Origin of the sequence: Pseudomonas sp. (assembly GCF_035512415.1) — a bacterium.
Taxonomy (GTDB): Bacteria; Pseudomonadota; Gammaproteobacteria; order Pseudomonadales; family Pseudomonadaceae; genus Aquipseudomonas.
Genome location: NZ_DATKDZ010000038.1, coordinates 30,698 through 55,186 on the forward strand (window position 1 = coordinate 30,698; position 24,489 = coordinate 55,186).

General features: G+C 61.8%; 21 protein-coding genes, 1 other RNA gene and 1 pseudogene. 7 read left to right on the forward strand and 16 right to left on the reverse strand.

Annotated features, from left to right (window positions below):
* Window positions 1–5 precede the first annotated feature (5 nt).
* The 4 genes from VMP31_RS17280 to VMP31_RS17295 form a co-directional block, all read right to left on the reverse strand.
* Window positions 6–1,352 (reverse strand): glutamine synthetase family protein, encoded by a 1,347-nt coding sequence (locus tag VMP31_RS17280; protein ID WP_325508943.1) that lies wholly within the window; start codon window positions 1,350–1,352, stop codon window positions 6–8.
* A 33-nt stretch (window positions 1,353–1,385) separates the two neighbouring features.
* Entirely contained in the window at window positions 1,386–1,943 is a 558-nt protein-coding gene (locus VMP31_RS17285; RefSeq protein WP_325508944.1) for an XRE family transcriptional regulator, read from the reverse strand.
* A 25-nt stretch (window positions 1,944–1,968) separates the two neighbouring features.
* On the reverse strand, window positions 1,969–3,258 hold the full coding sequence (locus VMP31_RS17290; protein WP_325508945.1) for an FAD-binding oxidoreductase: 1,290 nt from the start codon (window positions 3,256–3,258) through the stop codon (window positions 1,969–1,971).
* Between the two features lie 116 nt (window positions 3,259–3,374).
* Window positions 3,375–4,523 (reverse strand): acyl-CoA dehydrogenase family protein, encoded by a 1,149-nt coding sequence (locus VMP31_RS17295; protein ID WP_325508946.1) that lies wholly within the window; start codon window positions 4,521–4,523, stop codon window positions 3,375–3,377.
* Between the two features lie 418 nt (window positions 4,524–4,941).
* On the opposite strand from VMP31_RS17295, the gene VMP31_RS17300 reads away from it, so the two are divergent.
* Together VMP31_RS17300 and VMP31_RS17305 are read left to right on the forward strand one after the other, a co-directional pair.
* Window positions 4,942–5,370, forward strand: coding sequence for an organic hydroperoxide resistance protein (locus VMP31_RS17300; RefSeq protein ID WP_325508947.1), 429 nt, complete (start codon window positions 4,942–4,944; stop codon window positions 5,368–5,370).
* Window positions 5,371–5,429: 59 nt separating this feature from the next.
* A complete protein-coding gene (locus tag VMP31_RS17305) occupies window positions 5,430–6,446 on the forward strand; it encodes an alpha/beta hydrolase (protein WP_325508948.1) in 1,017 nt (338 codons plus the stop codon).
* Window positions 6,447–6,502: 56 nt separating this feature from the next.
* Here VMP31_RS17305 and VMP31_RS17310 read toward each other — a convergent pair whose 3' ends face one another.
* Window positions 6,503–6,781 carry a putative quinol monooxygenase gene (locus tag VMP31_RS17310; protein WP_325508949.1) on the reverse strand — a complete coding sequence of 93 codons (279 nt, stop codon included), beginning with the start codon at window positions 6,779–6,781 and terminating at the stop codon, window positions 6,503–6,505.
* Between the two features lie 25 nt (window positions 6,782–6,806).
* Complete coding sequence (locus tag VMP31_RS17315) at window positions 6,807–7,544, reverse strand: SDR family oxidoreductase (protein ID WP_325508950.1); 738 nt, start codon at window positions 7,542–7,544, stop codon at window positions 6,807–6,809.
* A 285-nt stretch (window positions 7,545–7,829) separates the two neighbouring features.
* Between VMP31_RS17315 and VMP31_RS17320 the strand changes: the two genes are divergently transcribed.
* Together VMP31_RS17320 and VMP31_RS17325 are read left to right on the forward strand one after the other, a co-directional pair.
* The gene (locus VMP31_RS17320; protein WP_325508951.1) at window positions 7,830–8,762 is read left to right on the forward strand and encodes an AraC family transcriptional regulator; all 933 of its coding nucleotides are present in this window, start codon (window positions 7,830–7,832) and stop codon (window positions 8,760–8,762) included.
* A 153-nt stretch (window positions 8,763–8,915) separates the two neighbouring features.
* Window positions 8,916–9,128, forward strand: a complete 213-nt coding sequence (locus VMP31_RS17325) for a cold-shock protein (protein WP_262183764.1) — start codon at window positions 8,916–8,918, stop codon at window positions 9,126–9,128.
* A 269-nt stretch (window positions 9,129–9,397) separates the two neighbouring features.
* Here VMP31_RS17325 and recR read toward each other — a convergent pair whose 3' ends face one another.
* The 3 genes from recR to dnaX all read right to left on the reverse strand — a co-directional run bounded on the left by recR (window position 9,398) and on the right by dnaX (window position 12,688).
* Complete coding sequence (gene recR / locus VMP31_RS17330; RefSeq protein WP_325508952.1) at window positions 9,398–9,997, reverse strand: recombination mediator RecR; 600 nt, start codon at window positions 9,995–9,997, stop codon at window positions 9,398–9,400.
* A 264-nt stretch (window positions 9,998–10,261) separates the two neighbouring features.
* Window positions 10,262–10,588 (reverse strand): YbaB/EbfC family nucleoid-associated protein, encoded by a 327-nt coding sequence (locus tag VMP31_RS17335; protein WP_090385942.1) that lies wholly within the window; start codon window positions 10,586–10,588, stop codon window positions 10,262–10,264.
* A gap of 21 nt (window positions 10,589–10,609) precedes the next feature.
* On the reverse strand, window positions 10,610–12,688 hold the full coding sequence (gene dnaX / locus VMP31_RS17340; RefSeq protein WP_325508953.1) for a DNA polymerase III subunit gamma/tau: 2,079 nt from the start codon (window positions 12,686–12,688) through the stop codon (window positions 10,610–10,612).
* Window positions 12,689–13,152: 464 nt separating this feature from the next.
* On the opposite strand from dnaX, the gene VMP31_RS17345 reads away from it, so the two are divergent.
* Both VMP31_RS17345 and VMP31_RS17350 read left to right on the forward strand, forming a co-directional pair.
* Window positions 13,153–13,374 carry a hypothetical protein gene (locus tag VMP31_RS17345; RefSeq protein WP_325508954.1) on the forward strand — a complete coding sequence of 74 codons (222 nt, stop codon included), beginning with the start codon at window positions 13,153–13,155 and terminating at the stop codon, window positions 13,372–13,374.
* A gap of 70 nt (window positions 13,375–13,444) precedes the next feature.
* Window positions 13,445–13,732: a DUF3509 domain-containing protein gene (locus VMP31_RS17350; protein ID WP_325508955.1), complete on the forward strand. Its 288-nt coding sequence runs from the start codon at window positions 13,445–13,447 to the stop codon at window positions 13,730–13,732.
* Window positions 13,733–14,087: 355 nt separating this feature from the next.
* On the opposite strand, the gene ffs is transcribed toward VMP31_RS17350, so the two are convergent.
* From ffs to VMP31_RS23470, 3 genes and pseudogenes are all read right to left on the reverse strand, one after another.
* Window positions 14,088–14,184, reverse strand: an RNA gene (ffs, locus tag VMP31_RS17355) — signal recognition particle sRNA small type.
* Window positions 14,185–14,337: 153 nt separating this feature from the next.
* A complete protein-coding gene (locus VMP31_RS23465) occupies window positions 14,338–15,117 on the reverse strand; it encodes a methyl-accepting chemotaxis protein (RefSeq protein WP_414705476.1) in 780 nt (259 codons plus the stop codon).
* Between the two features lie 78 nt (window positions 15,118–15,195).
* Window positions 15,196–15,972, reverse strand: a pseudogene (locus VMP31_RS23470) (MCP four helix bundle domain-containing protein); the annotation flags it as partial.
* Between the two features lie 238 nt (window positions 15,973–16,210).
* Here VMP31_RS23470 and VMP31_RS17365 point away from each other — a divergent pair.
* Complete coding sequence (locus tag VMP31_RS17365) at window positions 16,211–16,489, forward strand: HU family DNA-binding protein (protein WP_325508957.1); 279 nt, start codon at window positions 16,211–16,213, stop codon at window positions 16,487–16,489.
* A 210-nt stretch (window positions 16,490–16,699) separates the two neighbouring features.
* Here the strand turns inward: VMP31_RS17365 and ligA are convergent, their stop codons facing one another.
* The 4 genes from ligA to VMP31_RS17385 form a co-directional block, all read right to left on the reverse strand.
* Window positions 16,700–19,069, reverse strand: a complete 2,370-nt coding sequence (ligA, locus tag VMP31_RS17370) for an NAD-dependent DNA ligase LigA (protein WP_325508958.1) — start codon at window positions 19,067–19,069, stop codon at window positions 16,700–16,702.
* A 61-nt stretch (window positions 19,070–19,130) separates the two neighbouring features.
* Window positions 19,131–19,955 (reverse strand): cell division protein ZipA, encoded by an 825-nt coding sequence (gene zipA / locus VMP31_RS17375; protein ID WP_325508959.1) that lies wholly within the window; start codon window positions 19,953–19,955, stop codon window positions 19,131–19,133.
* Between the two features lie 181 nt (window positions 19,956–20,136).
* A complete protein-coding gene (gene smc / locus VMP31_RS17380; RefSeq protein WP_325508960.1) occupies window positions 20,137–23,625 on the reverse strand; it encodes a chromosome segregation protein SMC in 3,489 nt (1,162 codons plus the stop codon).
* 12 nt (window positions 23,626–23,637) lie between these two features.
* Entirely contained in the window at window positions 23,638–24,297 is a 660-nt protein-coding gene (locus tag VMP31_RS17385; protein ID WP_325508961.1) for a GntR family transcriptional regulator, read from the reverse strand.
* Between the last annotated feature and the right edge of the window lie 192 nt (window positions 24,298–24,489).

A 24,489-nucleotide genomic window follows, 5' to 3' on the forward strand; every position in this document is an offset into this window, starting at 1 on the left:
CCTCCTTAAAGGTACCAGCGGTACTCGCGCTGATGGATTTCATTCAAAAAGGCCAGATGGTCCTGGCGTTTGTTCTCGCAATAGACCATGACGAACTCCTCACCCAGGCCGGCATTCACCGCGTCGCTGACACGCATCTGGCGCACGGCTTCGAGCATGTCGGTGGGGAAGTCGATGCCACTTTCGCGGTCGTCATTCAGCGGCGCGATCGGCTCGCGGCGCGCCTCCAGGCCCTGTTCGATGCTGCACAGCAGCGCGGCCAGCACCAGGTAGGGGTTGGCGTCGGCACCCGGCAGGCGAAATTCCAGGCGCAGGTTGCGCTCATCGGATTCGGGGATGCGCACGCAGGCGTCGCGGTCCTCATAGCCCCAGCTGGCCTTGCTCGCCGAATTGACCATGGCACCGAAGCGGCGATAGCTGTTGTGATTGGGCGCGTAGATCGGCATCAGCTGCGGCAGCAGATCCAGGCAACCGGCCACAGCGTGGCGCAGCGGTTGCTGTTGGTCTTGCGCCAGCAGATTGTTGCCGGCTTCGTCATACAGGCTGACATGGATATGCATGCCGCTACCGGGGTACTGCAGATAGGGCTTGGCCATAAAGCTGGCGCGATGCCCATGCTTGAGCGCCACGCCGCGGGTGCTGCGGCAGAACAGCGCTGACCAGTCGGCGGCCTGCAGCGGGTCTTCACAGTGGGCAAAGTTGATCTCGAACTGCCCTGGGCCGAGCTCTGCGGTAATCACCGTGGCCTCGACACCCTGCTCGCGGGCGGTTTCGGTCATATCGTCGAGCACTTCGCTAAAGCGCGACAGACGCTCGATATGCATATTCGGCTGGTCGTCGGCGTCGCCACTCAGATCATCACGGGGGAACTGCGGCAGGCCCTCCTTGAGCGACTTGTCGAACAGGTAGAACTCCAGCTCAAAGGCCACCACCGGGCGGATGCCCTTGCGCGCCAGGCGCTCGACCACCCGCGCCAGCACTTCGCGCGGCTCGAACTCGATGGGTGCCTCGGTGCCGTCGGAGCTGATCAGCATCTGCCCCAGGGGCTGTTTTTCCCAGTTGACCGCTGTCAGGGTGCCGGGGATCAGACGCCGCGGCGCATCCGGGTCGCCGTCATGGAAGCAGTAGTCGCCAATCTCGTAAAGGCCGCCCTGAGCACCGAGCAGCACGCAGTTCTGCGGCAGCTTGAGGGCGCTGCCGGCGGCGACCTTCTCCAGCATCTCGATGGGGTAGCGCTTGCCATAGAAATGCCCGGGAATATCCAGACAGATCAGGTCGACGAAACGCACCTCGGGGTGGCGTTGGCGGAAGGCACGGACCTCATTGAGCAGGTCGGTACGGGGGGCTGTCATTGTTATAAGTCCTTGGTAAGGGGATATGGCAAATCAGTTGTAGACCCAGAGCACCCGCGCGGGCGCATCGCTCTGGTTGGCGTAACGAAAGCGGGCGTAACTGGAAACCTGAAAGGCATCGCCGGCCTGCAGGGTGGCGCACTCCTCCTCTTCACCAAGCCACAGGGTCAACTCGCCTTCGAGCACATACCCGCCCTGCTCCGAGCGGTCGCTCATCTGCCGCTCGCCGCTGCTGGCACCGGGCTCCAGCAGGCTTTCGAGCATGTTGAAGGCACCGTGCATGTTCGGCGAGGTGAGGATGTCGGTGATGCCATTGGCGAAATACAGGGTGCGCCGCTCGCCCGGGCGGGTAACCCAGCGCAGCGCCCGCGGCTTGGCCAGGCTGTAGAAATAGGTGGTGGGCACATCCAGCGCTTCGCTGATGGCGGTCAGGTCGGCCACGGTCGGGCGCGACAGGCCGCGCTCGACCTGGGAGACGAAACCCACCGAGCGGCCGATGCGCTCGGCCAGCTCGTTCAGGGTCACCTTCTTGTGCTTGCGCAGGTCGTGGATAAGGATGGCCAACGCGGCCATTTCTTCTTGCTTGTCCATGACGGCTCCCGAGTCGGTTAGAAAATTAGACAAAGTCACGTAGGCGATACCAGGCCTTGCCCACTGCTTCGAGGGGCGCGGCCAGCAGCTCGCCACCGGGGAAGCGCGGGTTGCGCAGACCCTGATAGAGCGCCAGCTCATCGCTGTTGCCGAGAATGGCGTCCGCCACCGCCCGGGCACCGGCCAGGGTCGGCAACACGCCGTGGCCGGAGTAGCCCTGCAGCCAGTAACGATTGTCCGCGCCGCCGATATCCGGGGTGCGCTGCATGCTGATATCCAGATGGCCGCCCCAGGAAAACTCGATGGGCACCCCGGCCAGTTGCGGGAACACCCGCTCGATAAAAGGCCGAGTGGCCGCAGCAATATCCTTGGGCAGGCCGCCCAGGTAGGTGCAGCCGCCGCCGAACAGCAGGCGGTTGTCCGGGGTGCGGCGGAAGTAATCCAGCACAAACTGGTTGTCGGTAACGCAGCTGTTGCGCGGCAGCAGGGACTCGGCCAGGGCCGGGTCCAGCGGCGCGGTGGCCACCTGATAGTTGCCCACCGGCAAAATGCGTTTAGCCAGTTGCGGGTCGAGCTTGTCGATATAGGCATTGCAGGCCAGCACCAGCACCTCGGCCTGCACGCTGCCGGCGGCGGTCGTGAGCTGATAGCCATCAGCTCCACGGTGGTAGCTCAGCACCCTGCTCTGCTCATGGATCACCCCACCGGCGCGCTCGAAGGCGGCGGCCAGGCCCAGGGCCAGTTTCAGCGGATTGAGATGGCCGCCCAGAGGGTCGAACAGGCCGGCCTGATAACGCTCGCTGGCCACCCAGCTGCCGAGCTGGTCGCGGGGGATAAACTGCAGCTGGTCATGGCCCCACTTGTGCGCGGCGTGCTCCTGCCATTCATGCAGCATGGCCACCCGCCGCGGCATCACCGAGGTCCACAGGTGGCCGGCGCGGTAATCACAGTCGAAACCGTGGCGCTGCGGCAATGCGCGGATTTCATCGGCGGCCCAGCGCATGCCATCCCACAGGCGGCGCGCGCGCTCCAGACCGAGGGCACGCTCCAGCGGCGGCATATCGCAGGACCAGCCGAGAATCGCCTGACCGCCATTGCGCCCAGAGGCCGCCCAAGCCACCCGACTGGCTTCCAGCAGCACCACGCGCTTGCCAGTCTCGGCCAGGCGCAGCGCCGTATGCAGGCCGCTGAAACCGGCACCAACCACCGCTATGTCATAGCGCTGCGCGCCGGCCAGTGGCGCGTATTCACACAGCTGGTCGCGGCAACTATGGGCGTAGTAGGTGTCGAGGTGCTGCTCGGACTGCTTGAACATAAACGACTCATGAAATTATTTATTTATAATTTCATGAAAAGTTACACGCTAAATTTCACAAAGGCAAGCCAGTGCGCGCAGCGCGCCCTGGCCTGGGGATCGCCGCCTCGGTCGACCTACAGCCCCATCTGCTTACTGATGATCTCGTTCATGATCTCCCGCGAACCACCGCCAATGGAGAGGATGCGATTGTCGCGATACAGGCGCTCCACCAGGGACTCGCGCATATAGCCCATGCCGCCCATGATCTGCACCGCGTCGTAGGTCAGGCGGTCGGCGATATCGGTAGCGAAGTTCTTGGCCATGGAGATCTCCTTGATCACGCTGTTGCCGGCAGCCATCTTCGCCGCCTGGCGGTAGGTGAACTCGCGGGACACTTCCAGCTGGGTGGCCATCTCGGCCAGGCGATGCTTGAGCACCTGAAACTTGCCGATTGGCTTGCCGAAAGCCTGACGCTCCCTGGCCCAGGTCAATGACTCTTCCAGCGCCAGTTGCGCGGTCATATTGGCCATGATCGCCAGGCTCAGACGCTCGCTCTGGAAGTTGGCCATGATGCAGGCAAAGCCCATGTTCTCCGCACCGATCAGGTTTTCCACTGGTACCAGGCAGTCATCGAAGAACAGCTCTGCTGTGTCCGAAGCCCACCAGCCCATCTTCTTCAACTTGCGCCCGACGCTGAAACCCGGAGTGCCCTTCTCGATCAACAGTAGGCTGACACCACCGAAACCGTCGCCACCGGTGCGCACGGCCACCGTGTAGTAGTCGGCGCGCACGCCACTGGTAATAAAGGTCTTGCTGCCGCTGACGCGATAGAAGTCGCCGTCGCGCACGGCGCGGGTCTTGAGGTTGGCCACATCGGAGCCGCCGGAAGGCTCGGTCACCGCCAGGGCCATGATCTTCTCGCCCGCTAACACCTGCGGCACCACCCGGTCACGCACCTGCGGCTTAGCCCATTTGACGATGGGCGGCAGGCCGATATCCAGCGAGCCCAGGCCCGCCACCAAACCGCCGGAACCGCTGCGCATCAACTCCTCGCTGGCCGCCACCTTGGCAAATACATCGCCCTCATGGCTGCCGCCGAACTGCTGTGGATAACCGATACCGAGAATCCCGGCGGCACCGGCCTTGAGGTACAGCTCGCGGGGAAATTCCTCGGCCTCCTCCCAGTCGTCGATATGCGGCAGGATCTCGCGCTCGACAAAACGCCGCACCGAGTCGCGGACCAGTTGGTGGGAGGCGTCGAAGTATTCCTGGAAAGCAGACATAGGGGATTCCCGCTGAGGTTTCCGGGAAAATACCAAGCGCTTGCTTGGCTTACAAGCCGTGGATAGCGCCAGATGTCAGGGCATAAGGGGCCCCGCAGCATAAACCTGCCCAATCCACACGCTAACAGGCGGTGTAGGAGGCAATGGCTTGGCTAGCCCCTTCACCTCTCAAGCAGCCCCCACCCGTCTGGCTTGAACCGGCAACAGGCCCACCGAGCGGGCTTATTCCAGAACACACAATTCTTATCGCTAAAAATTACAACAAATTGATTGCGCGCAAAATATTTGCGCACTACAGTCCGTCTCGACAACTTAGTTTGTACGCAAAATTTTATCGCACACAGCAAGTAACCCACAGCCTGGCCGCCCCACCAGTAACACCCTGGCGGACGTCCACCTTCTATAGAGAGCAATAGCCATGTCGATCGAAAACGTTGCATACCGCGCCTACGCAGAAGCCACCGGCGGCCGTGACGGCCGCGCCATCTCTTCCGACGGCGTACTCGATGTCGCCCTGAGCACCCCGAAAGAACTCGGCGGTGCTGGCGGTGCGGGCACTAACCCGGAGCAGCTGTTCGCTGCCGGTTACTCGGCCTGCTTTATTGGCGCGATGAAGTTCGTCGCCGGCCGCGACAAGCTGGCGATGCCAGCCGATGCCTCCATCGAAGGCGTAGTCGGTATCGGGGCTATCCCTAACGGTTTCGGTATCGAAGTCGAGTTGCGCATCAGCCTGCCGGGCATGGATCGTGAGCAGGCGCAGGCCCTGATTGAACGCGCGCACATCGTCTGCCCTTACTCCAACGCCACCCGCGGCAATATCGACGTCACCCTGACCCTGCTCGACTAACCCAAAACTCCCCACCACCCGGCCGCTGCCAGTCAGCGGCCCGCCCCAGGAGGCCGCACATGAACATCAAACAAGGTTTGTCGATCGCCGTACTCGCCCTTGCCGTCAACAGCGCATTTGCCGCGGGTAGCCCCGGGGTGGAACGCAACACCCAGGGTTTTCTCAATGCCCTGGCTGCCGGTGGCGGCACGCCGCTCAAGCAGATGACGCCGAAAGACGCCCGCGCCGTGCTGGTGGGCGCGCAGGCCGGGGTCAAGGTCGATGTATCCGGGATCAAGGTGGTCGACAAGACCATCGAGGTCGATGGTCAGTCGATCCAGCTCAAAGTCGTGCGCCCGAGCGATGCCAAGGGCACGCTGCCGGTCTTCATGTTCTTCCACGGTGGCGGCTGGGTGCTGGGCGATTACCCGACCCACGAACGCCTGATTCGCGACTTGGTGGTGGGCTCTGGCGCAGCGGCGGTGTATGTCGCTTACACCCCATCCCCGGAAGCCCAGTACCCAACCGCAATCAACCAGGCCTACGCGGCAACCCAGTGGGTGGCGCAGAACGGCGCGCAGATTGGTGTCGACGGCAAGCGCCTGGCGGTAGCCGGTAATAGCGTGGGCGGCAATATGGCCGCCGTGGTCAGCCTGATGGCCAAGGACAAAGGCACCCCGGCGATCAAGTTCCAACTGCTGCTGTGGCCGGTGACTGACGCCAACTTCAACAACGCCTCGTACAACCAGTTCGCCGACGGCCACTTCCTCAGCAAAAGCCTGATGCAGTGGTTCTGGGACAACTACACCACCGACCCGAAACAGCGCGCCGAGATCTACGCCTCGCCGTTGCAGGCATCGGCTGAGCAACTGAAAGGCTTGCCGTCGGCCCTGGTGCAAACCGCCGAGTTCGACGTGCTGCGCGATGAGGGCGAAGCCTATGCGCGCAAGCTGGATGCGGCTGGGGTCAACGTCACCGCCGTGCGCTACAACGGCATGATCCATGACTTCGGCCTGCTCAACGTGATCAGTCAGATCCCCGGCACGCAAAGCGCCATGCAGCAAGCCGCAGCAGCGCTGAAAGCCAACCTGAAGTAATCCGCGTTACAACAAAACGCCCCGACACGCTTAGCGTGCCGGGGCGCTCTGCTGTTTCAAGCGGCCTGACATTGCAGACTACGCAGCAGGCCTTGCTGCAAAGCCTGGTCGAGCACCTGCTGCAACAGCGGTGCCGTGAAGAATGCCTGTAACGCCGCTGTCGATCGCCAGCGGCTCTGCAGCATCCACTGCGCCGAATCATCCGGCAGCTGCTGCACCTCAACACCCAGGCAACCGGGAAGGAGCTGTATGGATTCACGCAAGCCATGCAGGCACAGCCCCAACTGCTCGGTGCGTCCCACCCTGGCATGCAGCACTGCGGTATGACTTAGCATCAGCTTGCTCTCCAGAGATACAGGCTCAGCGGGCACTGGCGGTCGGGCGCACGATCAACTCGCTGACATCGACATCCGCCGGCTGTTCGACGGCATAGGCAATGGCGCGTGCAATCGCGTCCGGGGTGATGGCGACCTTGCGAAACGCCTTCATCGCCTCACGGCTCGACTCATCGGAAATACTCTCGGCCAATTCCGACTCGACCACCCCCGGCGACACCAGGGTCACCCGAATATCGCCGCCCACTTCCTGACGCAAGCCTTCGGAGATGGCCCGCACCGCGTACTTGGTGGCGCAATACACCGCAGCGGTCGGCACCACGCTGTAAGCCCCGACCGAAGCGATATTGATCAACTGACCACTGCGCTGGGCCTGCATCAGTGGCAATACGGCGGCGATGCCGTGCAGAACGCCGCGGATATTCACGTCGATCATCCGGTTCCACTCGTCCACCTTCAGCGCCTCAAGCGGCGAAAGCGGCATCACGCCGGCGTTGTTGATTAACACATCGACGCGACCGAAGCGCTCGATGGCGAAATCGACAAAGGCCTGAGTATCCGTACGGCTGGTCACATCCAGTCGGCGAAACTCGGCCGTACCACCCGCCTCGCGGATCTCGCCGACCAGGGCCTCGAGCCTGTCGCTGCGCCGGGCACCGAGCAGCACACGTGCACGCTTGTGCGCCAGCAAACGAGCACAGGCCTCGCCGATGCCGCTGCTGGCACCGGTGATCAAAATGACTTTGTCTTGAATATTCAGCATGGGGGCATTCTCCAGAAGCTGTTGAGTAGGACTACAGCACCAGAGCCTAGAGAAATGACCCACCGAGGGTTAGACGATTACTGGAGAATTCTTGCCTGATACTGCTTTATGCCTGGCAGCATCTGTTCGTGACAGTCACTCGTCATTCACCCTCGCCTCGCCACACACCCCAGCTATTTGCCTATTCGTGGCGAATGATTGCCTGATCCTGCAATGCCTTTCTCGGCGGCAATACTTGCCTGAAAGACCAGGCTAAGCTGCTGCAATACCTTAGGAGATGCCCCGATGCTTGCACCCGCCGCGTCGCCACATGCCCCCGGCAGTGACCTTGAGCAGCGCCAGGTCGCGCTGGCGGCGCTGATTCAGCGCCTGACCCCGACCGAAGGGCTGCACGCCACCGCCATCGACGGCCTGCACCTGGTTCGTACCGACCAGCCCACCCTGCCCATGCCGGTGCTGTACAACCCCTGCCTGTGCATCATCGCCCAGGGCAGCAAGGAAGTACGTCTGGCTGATCAGCCCTATCGCTACGACCCGCTGAGTTATCTGGTCGCCTCGGTAACCCTGCCGGTATCGGGCCAGGTAATAGCAGCCTCCCCCGAGCTGCCTTATCTGAGCCTGCGCCTGGATATCGACCCGACGCAGCTCAGCAGCCTGATCGCCGATGCCGGGCCGATCGGCTTGGCCAGCACCTCGGGCGAGGGTCGCGGCCTGTACCTGGATAAAATCGACGACGCCCTGCTCGACGCCGTGATCCGCCTGACCCGTTTGCTGGAAAGCCCACGGGATATCGCCATGCTTGCGCCCTTGGCCCTGCGGGAGATCTTCTATCGCCTGCTGCACAGCCCTCAGGGCCGCTATCTGTATGAGATCGCCATTGCCGACAGCCAGGGCCAGCGCATCGCCCGCGCCATTGACTGGCTCAACAAGCACTACGACCAGCCACTGCGCATCGAACAGCTGGCCCGCGAAGTCAACCTCAGTCCATCGACCCTGCATCACCGCTTCAAGACGGTCACCGCCCTCAGCCCGCTGCAGTATCAGAAGCAACTGCGTTTGCAGGAAGCTCGCCGCCTGATGCTCTGTGAAGGTCTGGAGGCGGCCTCGGCCAGCTACCGGGTCGGCTATGAGAGCCCTTCGCAATTCAGCCGTGAATACAGCCGTTTATTCGGCGCGCCGCCGCTCAGAGACCTGGCCAAACTGCGAAATAACGGCTGAGCCACAACAAAAACACAATGAATTTGCTTCAATACCAGCACGGAACTCAAAAACGGCCTAGAATGCACAAGCTGAACAGTAGTAATCAGCAAAACCGCATAGGTGCTATGAGTATTCTGGCACCGCAATTCGTATCGATTTAAGAGAAACATCATGGCTAATCGCGAAACTGGCACCGTCAAATGGTTCAACGATGAGAAGGGCTTCGGCTTCATTACCCCGGCTAACGGCGGCGATGATCTGTTCGTGCACTTCAAAGCAATCCAGAGCGACGGTTTCAAAAGCCTGAAAGAAGGCCAAACCGTTACCTACGTGGCCGCTCGTGGTCAGAAAGGTATGCAAGCTGAAGAGGTTCAGGTGGCCTAAGCCTCTGATCCTGTTCTAGATAAGCCCTGCAGATGCGGGGCTTATTTTTGTCTGCCGCCTGAAAAGCCAACGCAAGATGGCAAAGACAAGAACCGCAGGGTGCAATGCCCGCAGCGGTAACCTGATCGCCCCACCCAGATATCGTCAGCACTGCATTGCAGGGCTAATGCCGTTGCACGCCCCCTCTCCCGCAGTTATTCGCCGCCACAGCCATATGGCCGGAAGCCTTCGCGCGCCTAGTTGTCGTTATGGATAGCCTTCAAAAGACTCTACAGCTGAATCGGACGACGCCCGGCAATCGAATGCGCCAGAGTGCCGCCATCGACTAACTCCAGCTCACCCCCCAGAGGCATACCGTGGGCGATACGCGAAGCGATCAGGCCCTTGCCCGCCAGCAGCTGGGCAATGTAATGGGCGGTCGCTTCGCCTTCCACCGTGGGATTGGTAGCCAATATCACCTCAGCGAAACTGCCAGCTGTGATGCGCGCCAGTAGCTCGGGAATGCCTATGGCTTCCGGCCCCAGGCCATCGAGTGGCGACAAATGGCCCTTGAGCACAAAGTAGCGCCCACGAAAACCGGTGTGCTCCACCGCGTACACATCCATAGGCCCTTCCACCACGCAAAGCAGACTGTCGTCGCGGCGTGGATCGAGGCACAGCTGGCACACCTCATCCTCGCTCAGGCTGCGACACTGCTTGCAGTGCCCTACCCCTTCCATCGCCTGCGTCAACGCCTGGGCCAGACGCATGGCACCCGAGCGATCACGCTCAAGCATCTGCAAGGCCATACGCTGGGCAGTCTTCTGCCCCACACCGGGCAGGATGCGCAGAGAATCGATCAGTTGACGGATCAGCGGGCTAAAGCTCATGGCAAGGAATCACATGGGTTCTGGGCGGATGGAAACGACGGAGGGCCATTTCCATAGAAGGTTTCAGCCAATGGTGGATAACGCTGCGCGGTTATCCACCCTACTCACTGCCTGCTCATCGCCCCGACTGCTATCGCTCGGGGCGACTAGACGGTATGCAGTACAAGGCGCGAACGGCCACGGGCACCGGAGTTTACGCCTGTAAATGAGGATGCACGGGGCCGTTCGCAACGCAGTAATGCGTGCCGGCTGGGCGTCACTTACTCAAAAAGGCATTTTGAAGCCGGGGGGGAGCTGCATACCTGCGGTCATGCCGGACATCTTGTCCTGGCTGTTCTGCTCAACCTTGCGCACTGCGTCATTGACTGCCGCGGCGATCAGATCTTCAAGGATTTCCTTGTCTTCCTGCATCAGGCTGTCGTCCAGGCTGACACGCTTGACGTCATGACGACCGGTCATCACCACGCTGACCAGGCCGGCACCGGATTGACCGGTCACTTCGGCGTTCGCCAGCTCTTCCTGCATTTTCTGCATTTTTTCCTGCATCTGCTGTGCCTGCTTCATCAGGCCGGCCATGCCACCTTTCATCATGGTTGTTGTCCTCGGTAATTATCAGACAGTCAGGGGTTTGACTGGGGTATCCAGGGGTTCGATGCTATCCGCGCGGATTACCGCGGCGAACTGCTGAATCATTTGCTGCACCAGCGGGTCGTTATGGATCGAGGCCTCGGCATCGCGCTGGCGGTTGGCCCGCTGGCGGGCAGACGCCTGTGCCGGGGTTTCCTGTTCGGGCTTGCGCAGTTCGATCTGCAGGCTGAGCTCGCGCCCAAGGTGCTGGTTGAGGGCATCGTTGAGTCTGCGCTGCTGGGTCGGGTTGAACAAGGCGCTATGGCCCGGATCCAGATGCAGCAGCCAGTTATCGCCGTCTACCGTGATCAGGGTGCAGTTGGCCCCGATGCTGCCGGTCATCCCCGACAGCCCCAGCTTGGGAAACAATTCCAGCCAATCGGCCGCCAAACCGGTGGCGGGCTGCGCGGCCGGCAACACTGGCGGCTCGGCCGACTGTTCGGCCTCGGCGGCGTCGAAATCATAATCGATCGACTCGGCGTCCATCTCTACATAGTCGTAGTCACCGAGTGGCGGCTCATCGTCATCCGCATCCGCGTCCACTGGCGACGCAACCTCGACCGACGGCAACGCTGCTGGCGCGGGCTGCGGCTGTGCAGCCGCTGGTTCAGGGGCAAGCGCCGGGCTCGGCGCTGCCTCGGCAACGGGAACTGGTGCGGGACTTGCGACCTGTTCTTCCCAGGGCAGCGCCACGGCAGGCGCAGATGTAGCCTGAGCCGGTTCAGGCTGCATGACCGGCGCAGGTTCAGCGGGCACAGGCGTAGCGGCGACCATCGGCGCGGGTTCTACCCGCGGACTCGGAAGCGGCTCAGCGACTGCCGGTAACGGCGAGGCCGCCGCGACCGGCGCAACTACAGCTGCAGCAGCCACAACGGCCGGCGCAACCATAGCTGCGCCGGCCACTGGGTTGGGCGCGGGATCAGCAGTGGCCTGACTAATCCCCAGCGGCTTTAGCGCCACCCTGGGTACATCGTCAGTATCCGCGGGGCGGAACGCCAACATGCGCAGTAGCACCATTTCAAAGCCACTGCGTGGGTCAGGTGCCAGGGGCAGATCGCGTCGACCGATCAAGCCCATCTGGTAATAGAACTGCACATCCTCGCCAGGCAGCACCTTGGCCAGTTCAAGCACGCGCTCGCGATCGCCCTGGCCGTTATCCACCGCCTCAGGCAAGGCCTGGGCAATGGCCACGCGATGCAGCACATTGAGCATTTCCGACAGCACGCCATTCCAGTCCGGGCCCTGCTCGGCCAGATGGCGTACGGCTTCGATCAGGCCGCGGGCATCGCCCTCGATCAGGGCATGCAGCACGCCATAGACCTGACCATGGTCGAGGGTACCGAGCATGGCGCGCACATCGGCGGCCAGCACCTTACCTTCGCCAAAGGCAATCGCCTGATCGGTCAGGCTCATGGCATCGCGCATGGAGCCATCGGCGGCGCGACCCAGCAGCCAGAGCGCATCATTCTCGAACGGAATATTTTCCGCCGCCAAAACATGGCTGAGGTGATCAACCACCCGCTCCGGCGGCATGTTCTTCAGGGAAAACTGCAGGCAGCGCGACAGCACGGTCACCGGCAGTTTCTGCGGATCGGTGGTGGCCAGCAGGAATTTGACGTGGGGTGGCGGCTCTTCCAGGGTTTTCAGCAACGCGTTGAACGAGCTGGTGGAAAGCATGTGCACTTCGTCGATCAGGTAGACCTTGAAGCGGCCGCGGCTGGGCGAATACTGCACGTTGTCCAGCAGTTCGCGGGTGTCTTCCACCTTGGTACGACTGGCGGCGTCGACTTCGATCAGGTCGACGAAGCGCCCCTCATCGATCTCCTTGCACACCGAACACACGCCGCAGGGCGTGGAGCTGATGCCGGTTTCACAGTTCAGGCACTTGGCGATAATCCGCGCGATGGTGGTCTTGCCCACCCCGCGGGTACCGGTAAACAGGTAGGCATGGTGCAACCGTTGACTGTCGAGCGCATTGATCAGCGCCCTGAGCACATGGGTCTGGCCAACCATTTCGCTGAACGAGCGCGGACGCCACTTGCGTGCAAGAACCTGATAACTCATCGAAACCCGTCACGAGAGGAAAGCAAAAGTGGGCTAATCCTAACGGAGCATGGGGCAAATTGCATCCGACCTACCGCCTCTATATGGACCAACGCACTGTCCGCTGAAAATTTAGCTGGCTAAAAAACGCACAAGAGCCTAGTATTCGCGGCGTTAGTACCACGCTGTAAGTCAATTAGGCCTTTTAGGCCCCCTCGATGGTATCCAGGTTAAAGAGCGCATCCGCCCCATCAAGCGATGCCGTACAGCTCTCGACCAAGACCCAACCTGCTGACTGATCTGGCCGTCCCGCGCAAGCGCCGACTCAGCCCGCCTCCGAAGTACCGACCCGCAACAAGATTCCCGACCGGAACTTTTGCGCGCAGTCCCGCTCCGATCTGACACATGCATCGACACACGTGGTCGACAGCCTGGAGCTTTATTCAGCGCAATGATGCGCACGCAGTTTTAGGAACACCCAAGAAATGAATACTCAACACCAAATTCAGGATGCCATTCGCACCCTCGCCAGCGCATTTGCGCCACTTGATTGCCGAATCATGGCCGCCCGCAAAGGCAGCTTCAGCTTCACCATCGTCAATCATGCGGGCATTGCCCAACACAGCCAGCGCCTCTACCCAGGCCAGTACAGCGGTGCGCACTTGCAGCAAGTGATCGATCGCGCACGCCAGTCCCTGGCGGCCTGAGCCGACGCACGACGAACTATCCATCCAGGGAGGTGTCTTAATCAGTCAACCTCAGGATGGAGCATGGTCAATGGATAACATCAACCAGCAACTCGTCGAACAACTGTTCACGCCCTTGCGCGTCACATTCAGCGCACCGCGCCCGGACGGTGGCATCATCCTCTCCCTCGTGGATGCCGCCGATGTCACTGCCTATAGCCGGGTATTGAGCACCGCCCAGCGCACGGACGCCCAGGCCTTCGCCCAGAGCCTTGAAGAGATCCGCCTGGAACTCGCCATGCGCTCCGGCAGCATCCCCGCAGATATGCGCAAGGCCCTGAAAGAACAGGACAGCGTTCTTAACTACCACCTGGCTTGAACCCGCTCCGCCAAGAGCCCCGCCCAACCGCGGGGCTTTTTATTGCGCGCAATAACAGGCCGCGCCCTGCCCAGAGGCTGCATAAACAGAGTTGTGTTGCCCAGCGCACAGGAAACGCCACCCCGTAGGGTGCGCCGTGCGCACCGAGCTCCTGCCCCAGATCGAGCCGTGCCCCGGCCAGGGATATGACCGAGATCCGCCCTGGACGCAAAGCCTGACGTTTATCTGAGATGGCGCAGCCCAACAGCGCTTAGCGCCGGGCAGGCACAGGCAAGCCGCAACGAGGCAGGCAAGAGCTGAAGGATCGAATAATGGATGTAATGCATAGCCCGAACGGGCTTGGAGATGGAGGCAACCCTGCCAGCCACACCCCGGCACACAATGTCACCGCTGCGGCTGCTCCCTTCCAGGCCTGACCGGGTTCACGGCTGATCGTTGCGGGGGGACCGGCAGGGCCACCATAACGCTACCCGCCTTGCAGCGAGCCGCGCCATTGTACTGGCTTGATTCAAACTTACAACCGCTTCAAGCACTTATAAGCAGTTTAGGGTTTGCCCGGCACCGCTTGAGCCGGCCGTATCACTCGCATTGCCTACTCCGCGGACTTACACCCGAAAGCGCCCGACCAAGGCGGTCAAGCCATGGGACAGTTCGGACAGGTGCTGACTGGCCTTGGCGCTCTGCTCGGAAGTCAGCGCCGCCTCGTTGGAGAGATCGCGAATATCGCTGATATTGCGGGCGATTTCTTCGGTGACGCTGCTTTGCTCCTCGCAGGCGGTGGCAATCTGCGCAGTCATATCGTTGATGCGTTGCACCGAGTCGCTGGTATCAGTCAGCGCCTGGTCCACTCCGGCGGCCTGGTCGACGCTTTCCCGCGCCCTGGCGCTGCCCGAGTGGGTCGCCTTGACCGCATTCTGTACCCCGACCTGCAGGCGCTCGATCATCAGCTGAATATCCTTGGTCGACTCCTGGGTGCGGGCGGCCAAGGCCCTCACCTCATCGGCCACCACGGCAAATCCGCGGCCCTGCTCTCCGGCCCGGGCGGCTTCGATGGCCGCATTCAGAGCCAATAGATTGGTCTGTTCGGCAATACCCCGGATCACGGCCAGTACCGCGCCAATACTCGCGGCTTCCTGCTCAAGGGTCTGGATGCTGACCGAGGCGCTTTCCACTTCCTGGGCCAGTTGACGAATCGAGTCGATGGTCGCGCCCACCACCAGGGCTCCTTCGCGCGACTGCACCTGGGCACTGCGGGCGGCATCGGCGGCGTTCTGCGCATTGCGCGCCACCTCATGCACCGCACTGCTCATCTCGGTGGCCGCCGTACTGACCTGATCCACCGCCGCGTGCTCGCTGCTGATCAGGCGGTCATTGGCGGCCGCCATACCGGCCAGGCTCTGCGCCGAACTCTCCACCTCCCCCGTGACTCGTCCGACTTCCTTGATCAAGGGCTGCAGCTTGTCGAGAAAACGGTTGAAGGCATGACTGAGCTTGCCCAGCTCATCGCGGGAAAGCACATCCAGACGCACGCGCAGATCACCGTCACCGTCGGCAATCTGCTCGATGCGATTGAGCAGGCTGTGCAACGGCCGGGTAATCAGCAGCGGAAAGCCGACCACCAATACCAGGCAGACCAGCAGGCCGATGGCAATGATCAGGCCCTGCTGCCAGCTCAGGGTCTCACCCAGACGAATAGCCGCCATGCCCTCATCGTTGGCCGCCTGATCATCCATCTCGCCAAGCTTGTCGATGGCCGTGCGCATGGCCTCGAACTGTTCTTCGCTGGCAGCGAAGCTCAGCGCACTGGCGGCTTGTTGATCGCTGCCCGCCAACTGCAGCACCTGCTGCGAGGTCGCCTTCCAGCGTGTAAAACCACTGTCGAACTGGGCCACCAGCTGCATCGCCTCGGTACCCGGCTGCATAGCGGCGAACTTGTGCACGCGATCGTAAGCCTGCTGCAGATTCTCCGCATGGGCCGCCTCCAGCGCGCTGGCATGCGCACTTGCACCCTCGCCGAGCATGCTGCGCTCGGCCACAAAGGCCTGGTAGAGATCACGATCGGCGTTGAGCAGCAGGCTGATGCCCGGCAAGAAGCGATTGGTCAGCCGGGTGCTGGAATCGGCGACCTGATCGATACCGCGCATACCGAGAAAACCCATCGTAACCAGCAGTGCGGCCAGTAACAGAATGGGCAAGGCCATTTTCCAGCGGAATCCCAGATCGGCGAAGATGCGCAACATAGCGATACTCCAGAACAATGGCCAAGTAGTATCAGCGTAGACCAAGTACGCCACTCCCCAGAAAAAGCTAGCGCGCTGCAAGCGTGGCGAATCGAGCGGTGAGCGTGCGCGGGGAATTATCGATGCGCGGGCGGGTCGGAAGCAGATCGCGGCAGCCTCAGAACCGTGCCCCGTCTATCAATTCGCAGTACCCTGTGTGCGTTTTGCCAACCCCTAGCCTTTACCAAGGAGCAACAACATGGCCATGACCAAAGACCAACTGATCAGCGATATTGCCGAGTCGACCGACACGCCGAAAAGCACTATTCGCTCGGTCCTCGAGCAACTCAGCGAGATCGTCAGCGATGCCCTGGAGAACGGCGATGAAATCACCCTGCCGGGCATCGGCAAACTGAAAGTCAGCGAGCGCCCGGCCCGCACCGGCCGCAACCCGCAGACCGGCAAAGCCATCGAGATCGCCGCCAAGAAGGTGGTCAAGTATGTACCGGCCAAGGCCCTGAGCGACGCAATCAACTAAGGCCCGCCTAAGCCCGACAGGATGGGCGAGCTACGCCACGGAGCGTCGCCCCATCCTGCGGAAGCTGGCCTGACTGACATGGACGAGATCTGCTGCACGGCCTCCTCCAGCGGCACCACGGCGACCGAATCGGAGCCGCCCACCTGCCAAGGTCACCTGACCTGCTGCGCCGGATCGAGATTGCCCTTTATTCAGACAGCGGTTGATCGACTACTGACCCAGACGGGCCAGTTCCGCCAGAAAGGTTTCCTCATCTATCACCCGCACCCCTAGCTCACTGGCCTTGGCCAGCTTGGAGCCCGCCCCAGGGCCGGCCACCACGCAGCTGGTTTTCGCCGATACGGAACCGGCTACCTTGGCTCCCAGGCTTTCCAGGCGCTCCTTGGCCACATCGCGGCTCATCACCTCCAGGCTGCCCGTCAGCACCCAGGTCTGCCCGGCCAGGGGCAAGCCGGCGATGACTTTCTTCTCGCTCTGCCAGTGCATGCCAAAGGCCTTCAGCTGGGCTTCAATAGCGCGCGCCCGCTCGGCATTGGCCGCCACCGCAAAAAACTCGCGCACCGCATTGGCCTGTTTTTCCGGCAAGGTCTGCCTCATATCCAGCCAGTCCGCGGCCAGCACCGCATCCAGGCTGACAAATTTATCCGCCAGCTTCTGCGCACCACCGGGCCCCACGGAGGGGATATTCAGCTTGTCGAGCATGCCCGCCAGGGTGGCGCTGGCACTGAACTCGGCGCTCAAGTCGCCCTGCTCCTGCAATTGCAGCCCGCACTGATCACTGGCCAGCAAGGCCGCGATAACCTGCTGGTTATGGCTGTCGGCAAAGAAGCTGTGGATCTCATGGGCCACTTCCAGGCCGATATCCGGCAGGTAGGTCAGCACTTCCGGCAGCGCCTGCTGCACCCGCTCCAGAGAGGCCAGCGAGCGGGCCAGCACCTTGGCGGTTTCCTCGCCCACATCAGGTATGCCGAGGGCGTAGATAAAGCGTGCCAGGCTCGGTTGCTTGCTGTCGGCAATGGCCTGCAGCAGCTTGTTGCTGGAAACCTCGGCAAAGCCTTCCAGGTTGATGATCTGCTCATAGCTCAGCTTGTACAGATCGGCCGGCGAGGCGATCAGCTGCTCATCGACCAGTTGCTCGATAGTCTTATCGCCCAGCCCTTCGATATCCATGGCGCGGCGCGAAACGAAGTGGATGATCGCCTGCTTGAGCTGCGCCGCACAGGCCAGACGGCCGACACAGCGGTACACCGAGCCTTCACTAAAGGTTTCCTTACCCTTGCTGCGCTTGACCAGCTGGGTGCGCTCGACGTGGGAGCCGCACACTGGGCAGCTCTCTGGAATCTGCACAGGCCTGGCATCCAGTGGGCGACGCTCAGGCACCACTTGCACCACCTGCGGAATCACATCACCGGCGCGACGAATAATTACCGTATCGCCGATCATCACCCCCAGGCGCGCCACTTCATCCATATTGTGCAGCGTGGCATTGGACACCGTGACGCCGGCCACCTTGACCGGCCTCAAGCGCGCCACCGGGGTGACCGCACCGGTACGGCCGACCTGGAACTCTACATCCAGCAGCTCGGTCAGCTCTTCCAAGGCCGGGAATTTGTGGGCAATCGCCCAGCGCGGCTCGCGGGCGCGGAAGCCCAGCTCGCGCTGAGAGGCCAGGTTGTTGACCTTGAACACCACGCCGTCGATCTCATAAGCCAGCGACTCGCGGCGCTCACCAATACTGCGGTAATAAGCCAGGCACTCATCTGCGCCCTTAGCCAGCTTCAGCTCACGACTGATCGGCACACCCCAATGCTTCAGGGCCTCAAGAATGCCGATATGGGTTTGTGGCAGCTCGCCTTGTACCTGGCCGATGCCGTAGCAGCAGAACTCCAGCGGGCGGCTGGCGGTAATTTTCGAATCCAGCTGACGCAGGCTGCCCGCAGCAGCATTACGCGGATTGGCGAACGTCTTGCCGCCCAGCTCCAGCTGCCGAGCATTCAGCGCCTCGAAACCGGCCTTGGAGATAAAGACTTCGCCACGCACTTCCAGCACGGACGGCCAGCCCTCGCCCTGCAGCTTTAACGGCACATTGCGGATGGTGCGCACATTGACGCTGATGTCCTCACCAGTGCTGCCGTCGCCGCGGGTGGCCCCGCGCACCAGCACACCATCGCGGTACAGCAGGCTGACGGCCAGGCCATCGAGTTTGGGTTCGCAGCTGTACTCAACCTCGGCCCCGCCACCAAACAGATCACCCGCAGGCAAATCCAGCCCATCGCGTACTCGGCGATCAAAATCCAGCAGATCGGCCTCTTCGAAGGCATTGCCCAGGCTGAGCATCGGCACTTCATGCTTGACCTCGCCAAAGGCCGAGAGCGCCAGACTGCCTACCCGCTGGGTCGGTGAGTCGGCGGTAACCAGCTCTGGGTGTTCGGCTTCCAGAGCTTTGAGCTCATGGAACAGGCGGTCGTACTCAACGTCCGGAATACTCGGCTCGTCGAGTACGTGATAACGGTAGTTGTGCCCATCCAGTTCGGCACGCAGTTGCACAATGCGCTGGGCAGCAGTCGAGGCGTCGGTCATTGCGGTGTTCTCTCAAACGAAAAGAGCAGCCTTGGCTGCTCTTTCTACTTCATGGGTTAAATCAGCGCTTATTGGTCAGTTGTTTGCGCTCATATTCCACGATGCGCTGGCGGTAGTGCTCAATGGTTTGCGCGGTCATTACGCTGCGCTGGTCATCTTTCAACTCGCCATTGAGTTCATGGGCCAGCTTGCGCGCCGCGGCCACCATCACATCAAAAGCCTGCTTGGGATGACGCGGACCCGGCAGACCGAGAAAGAAACTCACGGCGCGGGTGCTGAAACCTTCAATGTCATCGAGATCAAAAGTGCCAGGCTTAAGTGCATTGGCCATGGAGAACAGCACTTCGCCATTGCCGGCCATGCTTTCGTGGCGATGGAAGATATCCATTTCACCGAAGCGCAGGCCACTTTCGAGAATATTCTGCAGCAGCGCCGGGCCTTGGAAGCCGGCGTTGTCACGAGCAATCACGTTGATTACCAGCACCTCTTCGACCGGCGGCAGCTCCTTGCTGCTCGGTGCGGTCTTACCGACCGGCTCTTCAGCAGCCTTACCGACCGGATTGAGCAGGGTTGGCACCGGCTCGTCCAGGCCAAGATTCAGGTCCCCCTGCTGCGGCTCACCGCTGCGGCGACGGTTCAGTTCGCGAGCGCTCATCGCTGGCAGGTCGTCTTCGTCCAGGGAGGGTTCGTGATTGCGATCAATCACCCGCGGCGGGCTGAGCAGATTGGGGTCGCTGTCATCATCCGGGATATTGGCAAAACTGCGATCAAGCTTGAACTTGAGCTTGCCCTTGCCACCGCGCATACGCCGCCACCCATCAAAGAGGATGCCAGCGATAACAATAATGCCGATGACGATCAGCCACTCGCGCAGACCGAATTCCATGAAATAACCTAACCCCTAATAAATTTGATAAACCGAGGAGCATCCCGCCCCGTTTCGCTAATTCTGTAACCTGACGCCAACTCCATGTTCTTGCAGGTCTTTCTCTGGGCCACGGGCCACTCTTGATAACATTGCGCGTTAAGCTAGCACGACGAAAGGCAACTTTACACAGGCAGACGCATCATGCTTCAACCATTGCCAACGCCTCCTCCACATCAACTGCAACCAAACGTGAACAGCCTGGCTCATGCATGGTCACACCCATCAACTGATCGGCCATTTCCATGGCGATTTTATTGTGGGTGATATAGATAAATTGCACCGTTTCTGACATCTCTTTTACCAGCCGTGCGTAACGCCCGACGTTGGCGTCATCCAGCGGCGCATCCACCTCATCGAGCATGCAGAAAGGTGCTGGATTGAGCTTGAAGATGGCGAAAACCAGAGCCAATGCGGTCAGCGCTTTCTCACCGCCCGAGAGCAGATGGATGGTGCTGTTCTTCTTGCCCGGTGGCCGCGCCATGATAGTTACCCCGGTATCGAGTAGATCTTCGCCGGTGAGTTCCAAATAAGCGTTACCGCCGCCAAAAACCTTGGGGAAAAGGGCCTGCAGACCGCCATTGATCTGGTCGAAGGTTTCCTTGAAGCGGTTGCGGGTTTCCTTGTCGATCTTGCGAATCACGTTTTCCAGGGTATCCAGCGCTTCCACCAGGTCGGCGTTCTGCGCATCCAGATAACGTTTTCGCTCGGATTGCTGCTGATATTCGTCAATCGCCGCCAGGTTGATCGGGCCGAGGCGCTGGATACGCGCTGCCAGGCGCTCCAGCTCGTCCTCCCAGGCCGTTTCGCTGGCATCGCCCGGCAAGGTCGCCAGTACGCCGTGCAGGTCGTAATTGTCTTCCAACAGCTGATCCTGCAACGCCTTGCGCCGCACGGTCAGGGATTGCCACTCCATGCGCTGCTGTTCAAGCTGGCCGCGCAGTAGCTGGGATTGCTGTTCAGCCTGGGTGCGGCGTTTTTCCGCGTCGCGCAGCTCGCGGTCGGCGTCTTCCAGGGCCAGGCGCGCCAGTTTGAGTTCGTCTTCCACCGCCATGCGCTTGTCGAGCAGCTCTTCGAGCTTCATGCGCAGCTCTTCCAGCGGCGCTTCGCCCTCCTCCAGATTGAGGTTGAGCTGCTCGCGCTTCTCGTGCAGGCGCTCAGCCTGCAACTCCAGACGCTCCAGAGCCTGACGGGTGGAATCGTGCTGCGCCTTGAGCGAACCCAGGCGTACGGCCAGCTGGTGGGCGTGGTCCTTGTGTTGGCGGGCTTCCTGGCGCACCCGGTCGAGTCGCTCGCGCAAGCTGTCGCGACTGGCCAGCAGGCTTTCGCGCTGCTCGTTATCGGTCGCCATGGCGTCCAGGGCGTCCTGCAGCTGCAGGCGCGACTCGCCCAGCTGCTCGTGCTCGATGGCGCGCTGCTCGGCCAGTTCGTGCAGCTCAGCATCCAGCCGGGTGCGGCGCAATATCAGCTGTTCGACCTTGGCCTGCCCGGCAGACAACTGCGCCTTTAGCTCGCCCAGGCGGCGGGCCTGGTCCTGCAACTGGCGACGCTGCTGCTCGCGCTGTTCTTCCTGCTGGCCCTGGCTTTCGCGCAGCTGCAGCAAGCGTTCCTCCAGCAGCGCCAGGGCCGCTTCGCGCTCTTCGCGCTCCAGCCCCAGCTGCTCGATTTCCTGGCCGCGGGCCAGCAGGCCGCTTTCCGCTTCGCTGGCGCGGCGCACCCGCAGGAAGTGCCGGCCGACCCAGTAGCCGTCGCGGCTGATCAGGCTTTCGCCTTCGCCCAAGCTGGCACGGGCAGCCAGAGCATCGTCCAGCGAGTCCACCGGTTTGACCCTGGCCAGCCAGGGTGCCAGATCGACAGCCGCCTCAACCTTGTCCAGCAGGCTGCCGGCAAACCGCGCGCCGCCCTTGGCCGGGCTGACCAGGCGCAAATCGCCCTGGGCAAGGCCGGAAAAATCCAGACCCTGAAAATCATCCAGCAGCACCGCCTGCAGATCGGCACCCAGCACGGTTTCCACCGCCAGTTCCCAGCCGGCTTCAACCCGCAGGCCTTCGGCCAGACGCGGGCGCTCGCTTAAGTTGTGCTCGCGCAACCAGTCACCTGGGCCCTTGCCGGGGTCGAGGGCGGCTTGTTGCAGGGCTTCCAGCGAGGCCAGGCGGCCGTTCAAACGTTGCAGCTCGCCCTGGGCCTGCTGCTGGGCCTGGCCGGCCTGTTGCAACTCGTGGCGCAACTGCTGCAGGCGTTCGGCTTGCTGCTCTTCGGCCAGTTGCAGGTCTTCCAGGTTCAGTTCGCTGGCGGCGATCTGCTCGCCCAGCTCGATAATGGCGGCGTCTTCCGGGTCGGCGGCCAGCTGCTGCAGCTCATCGGCAAGACGGCGCTGGCGCTCCGCCAGGCGCTCCAGGCTCTGCTCCAGCTGGGCGATACGGGATTGCTGCACCTCGGCCTGGCGGCGTGGCTCGGCGCTGCGCTGGTTGAAGCCGTCCCACTGCTCCTGCCAGCCATGCATGGCGCTTTCGGATTCTTCCAGCGCGGCAGCGGACTCTTCGGCCGCCGCGGCGGTCATCTCCTGCTCAGGTTCGAGCATGGCCAACTCTTCACCCAAAGTCGCCAGCAGGGTGCGGTCGTGGCCCAGGTGCGATTCGGTTTCCAGGCGTGCGCGCTCGGCTTCGTTAAGGTCGTCCTGCAACTGGCGCAGGCGCTGCTGGCCGTGCTGGATGCTCTGCTCGACCCGGGCGATATCGCCGCCCACTGAATAGAAACGGCCCTGCACCAGGTTGAAGCGCTCGCTCAGCTCGTGGTGACCATCGCGCAGGCGCTCGATGCTGGCATCGGCGTTGCGCTGCTCGGCCACCAGGGCTTCGAAGCTGATTTCCTGGTTGCCAATCACCGCCTCGCGGCTGCCCACCTGCTCATTCAACGCCTGCCAGCGCAGGGCGGTGAGCTGGGCCTTGAGCTGACGCTCTTCTGCCTTGTATTCCTGATACTTCTCCGCCGACTGGGCCTGGCGATGCAGACGGTCGAGCTGGCGCTCCAGCTCTTCACGCAGGTCGGTCAGGCGCGCCAGGTTCTCGTGGGTGCGGCGGATGCGGTTTTCGGTTTCGCGGCGGCGCTCCTTGTACTTGGAGATACCGGCCGCTTCCTCGATAAAGTTGCGCAGGTCTTCCGGCTTGGCTTCGATCAGCTTGCTGATCATGCCCTGCTCGATGATCGAGTAGCTGCGCGGGCCCAGGCCGGTGCCGAGGAAAATATCGGTAATGTCGCGGCGACGGCACTTGGTGCCGTTGAGGAAATAGGTGTTCTGGCTGTCGCGGGTGACCCGGCGGCGGATCGAGATTTCGTTATAACCGGCGTACTCACCGGTCAGGGTGCCGTCGGAGTTGTCGAAGATCAGCTCGATGGAGGCCTGGGTCACCGGCTTGCGGGTATTGGAGCCGTTGAAGATGACGTCGGTCATCGACTCGCCACGGAGGTTCTTTGCCGAACTCTCGCCCATCACCCAGCGTACGGCGTCGATAATGTTCGACTTGCCGCAACCATTGGGCCCGACCACCGCCGCCATATTACTGGGGAAGGTCACCGTGGTGGGGTCGACGAATGATTTGAAACCCGCCAGCTTGATGCACTTGAGCCGCATGCGCAGTCTTCCTCAGGATTCGGCCAAGGCAGCCAGCACTAGCTGACAGTTGTGCTCGCCATAGCCGATCAACACCTCGCGAATGCGCGGCTGATCACGGGCGATGATCACCTGCAGCAACTCGGCAAAGGTATTGAGAAACTGGCCCATTTCGCTTTTGCGCCGTTCCAGCGCCAGGTGATAGGTGCGGCTGATCGCCGGCAGCAGGTTCTCTACGGTTTCCTGCAGGTAGGGGTTGTCGGCAAAGGGAAACGCCGCGCGCATGATGTCGAAGCTGGTTTCCACAAAGGCGTTGATGTCCTCACGCTGCAAACTTTCCTGCAAGCGCTGCTGGATAGCCAGGAAAGGGGCCAGGTCGCTCTGGATCTGCCAGCCCTCGGCCACCGCCTTGCCCAGCAGGATGTACAGCTCTATCACCAGGGCATACAGGCTCTTGACCTTGTGCGGGGTCAACTCGGCCACCTGGGCACCGCGGCGCGGCGGAATCACCACTAGGTGACGGCGTTCGAGAATCAGCAGCGCTTCACGCACCGAACCCCGGCTGACATTCAACGCCTGGGTGACTTTCTGTTCCTGAATCCGCTCACGGGCCTGCAACTCACCACGAATGATGCGTTCAGCCAGATGGTGGGCGATCTGCTCGGCGAGGCTGTCCGGTGCCTTGAACGTCATGATGATCCTTAGGCTCTACTGACCTATTGGGGGCAAGCGATAGAGATACTGAAACCCCCGCCAGGCTTGGCGTGGGCAGGTATGCGCAGGGCGCGAGTGTAACACAGGGTGTTACCGGGCCAAGGGCACAGGCGGGGCACTTTCAGGCCAAAAGATAGGCCTCTTGTGGCTGTTGGTGAAAACACATTGTCC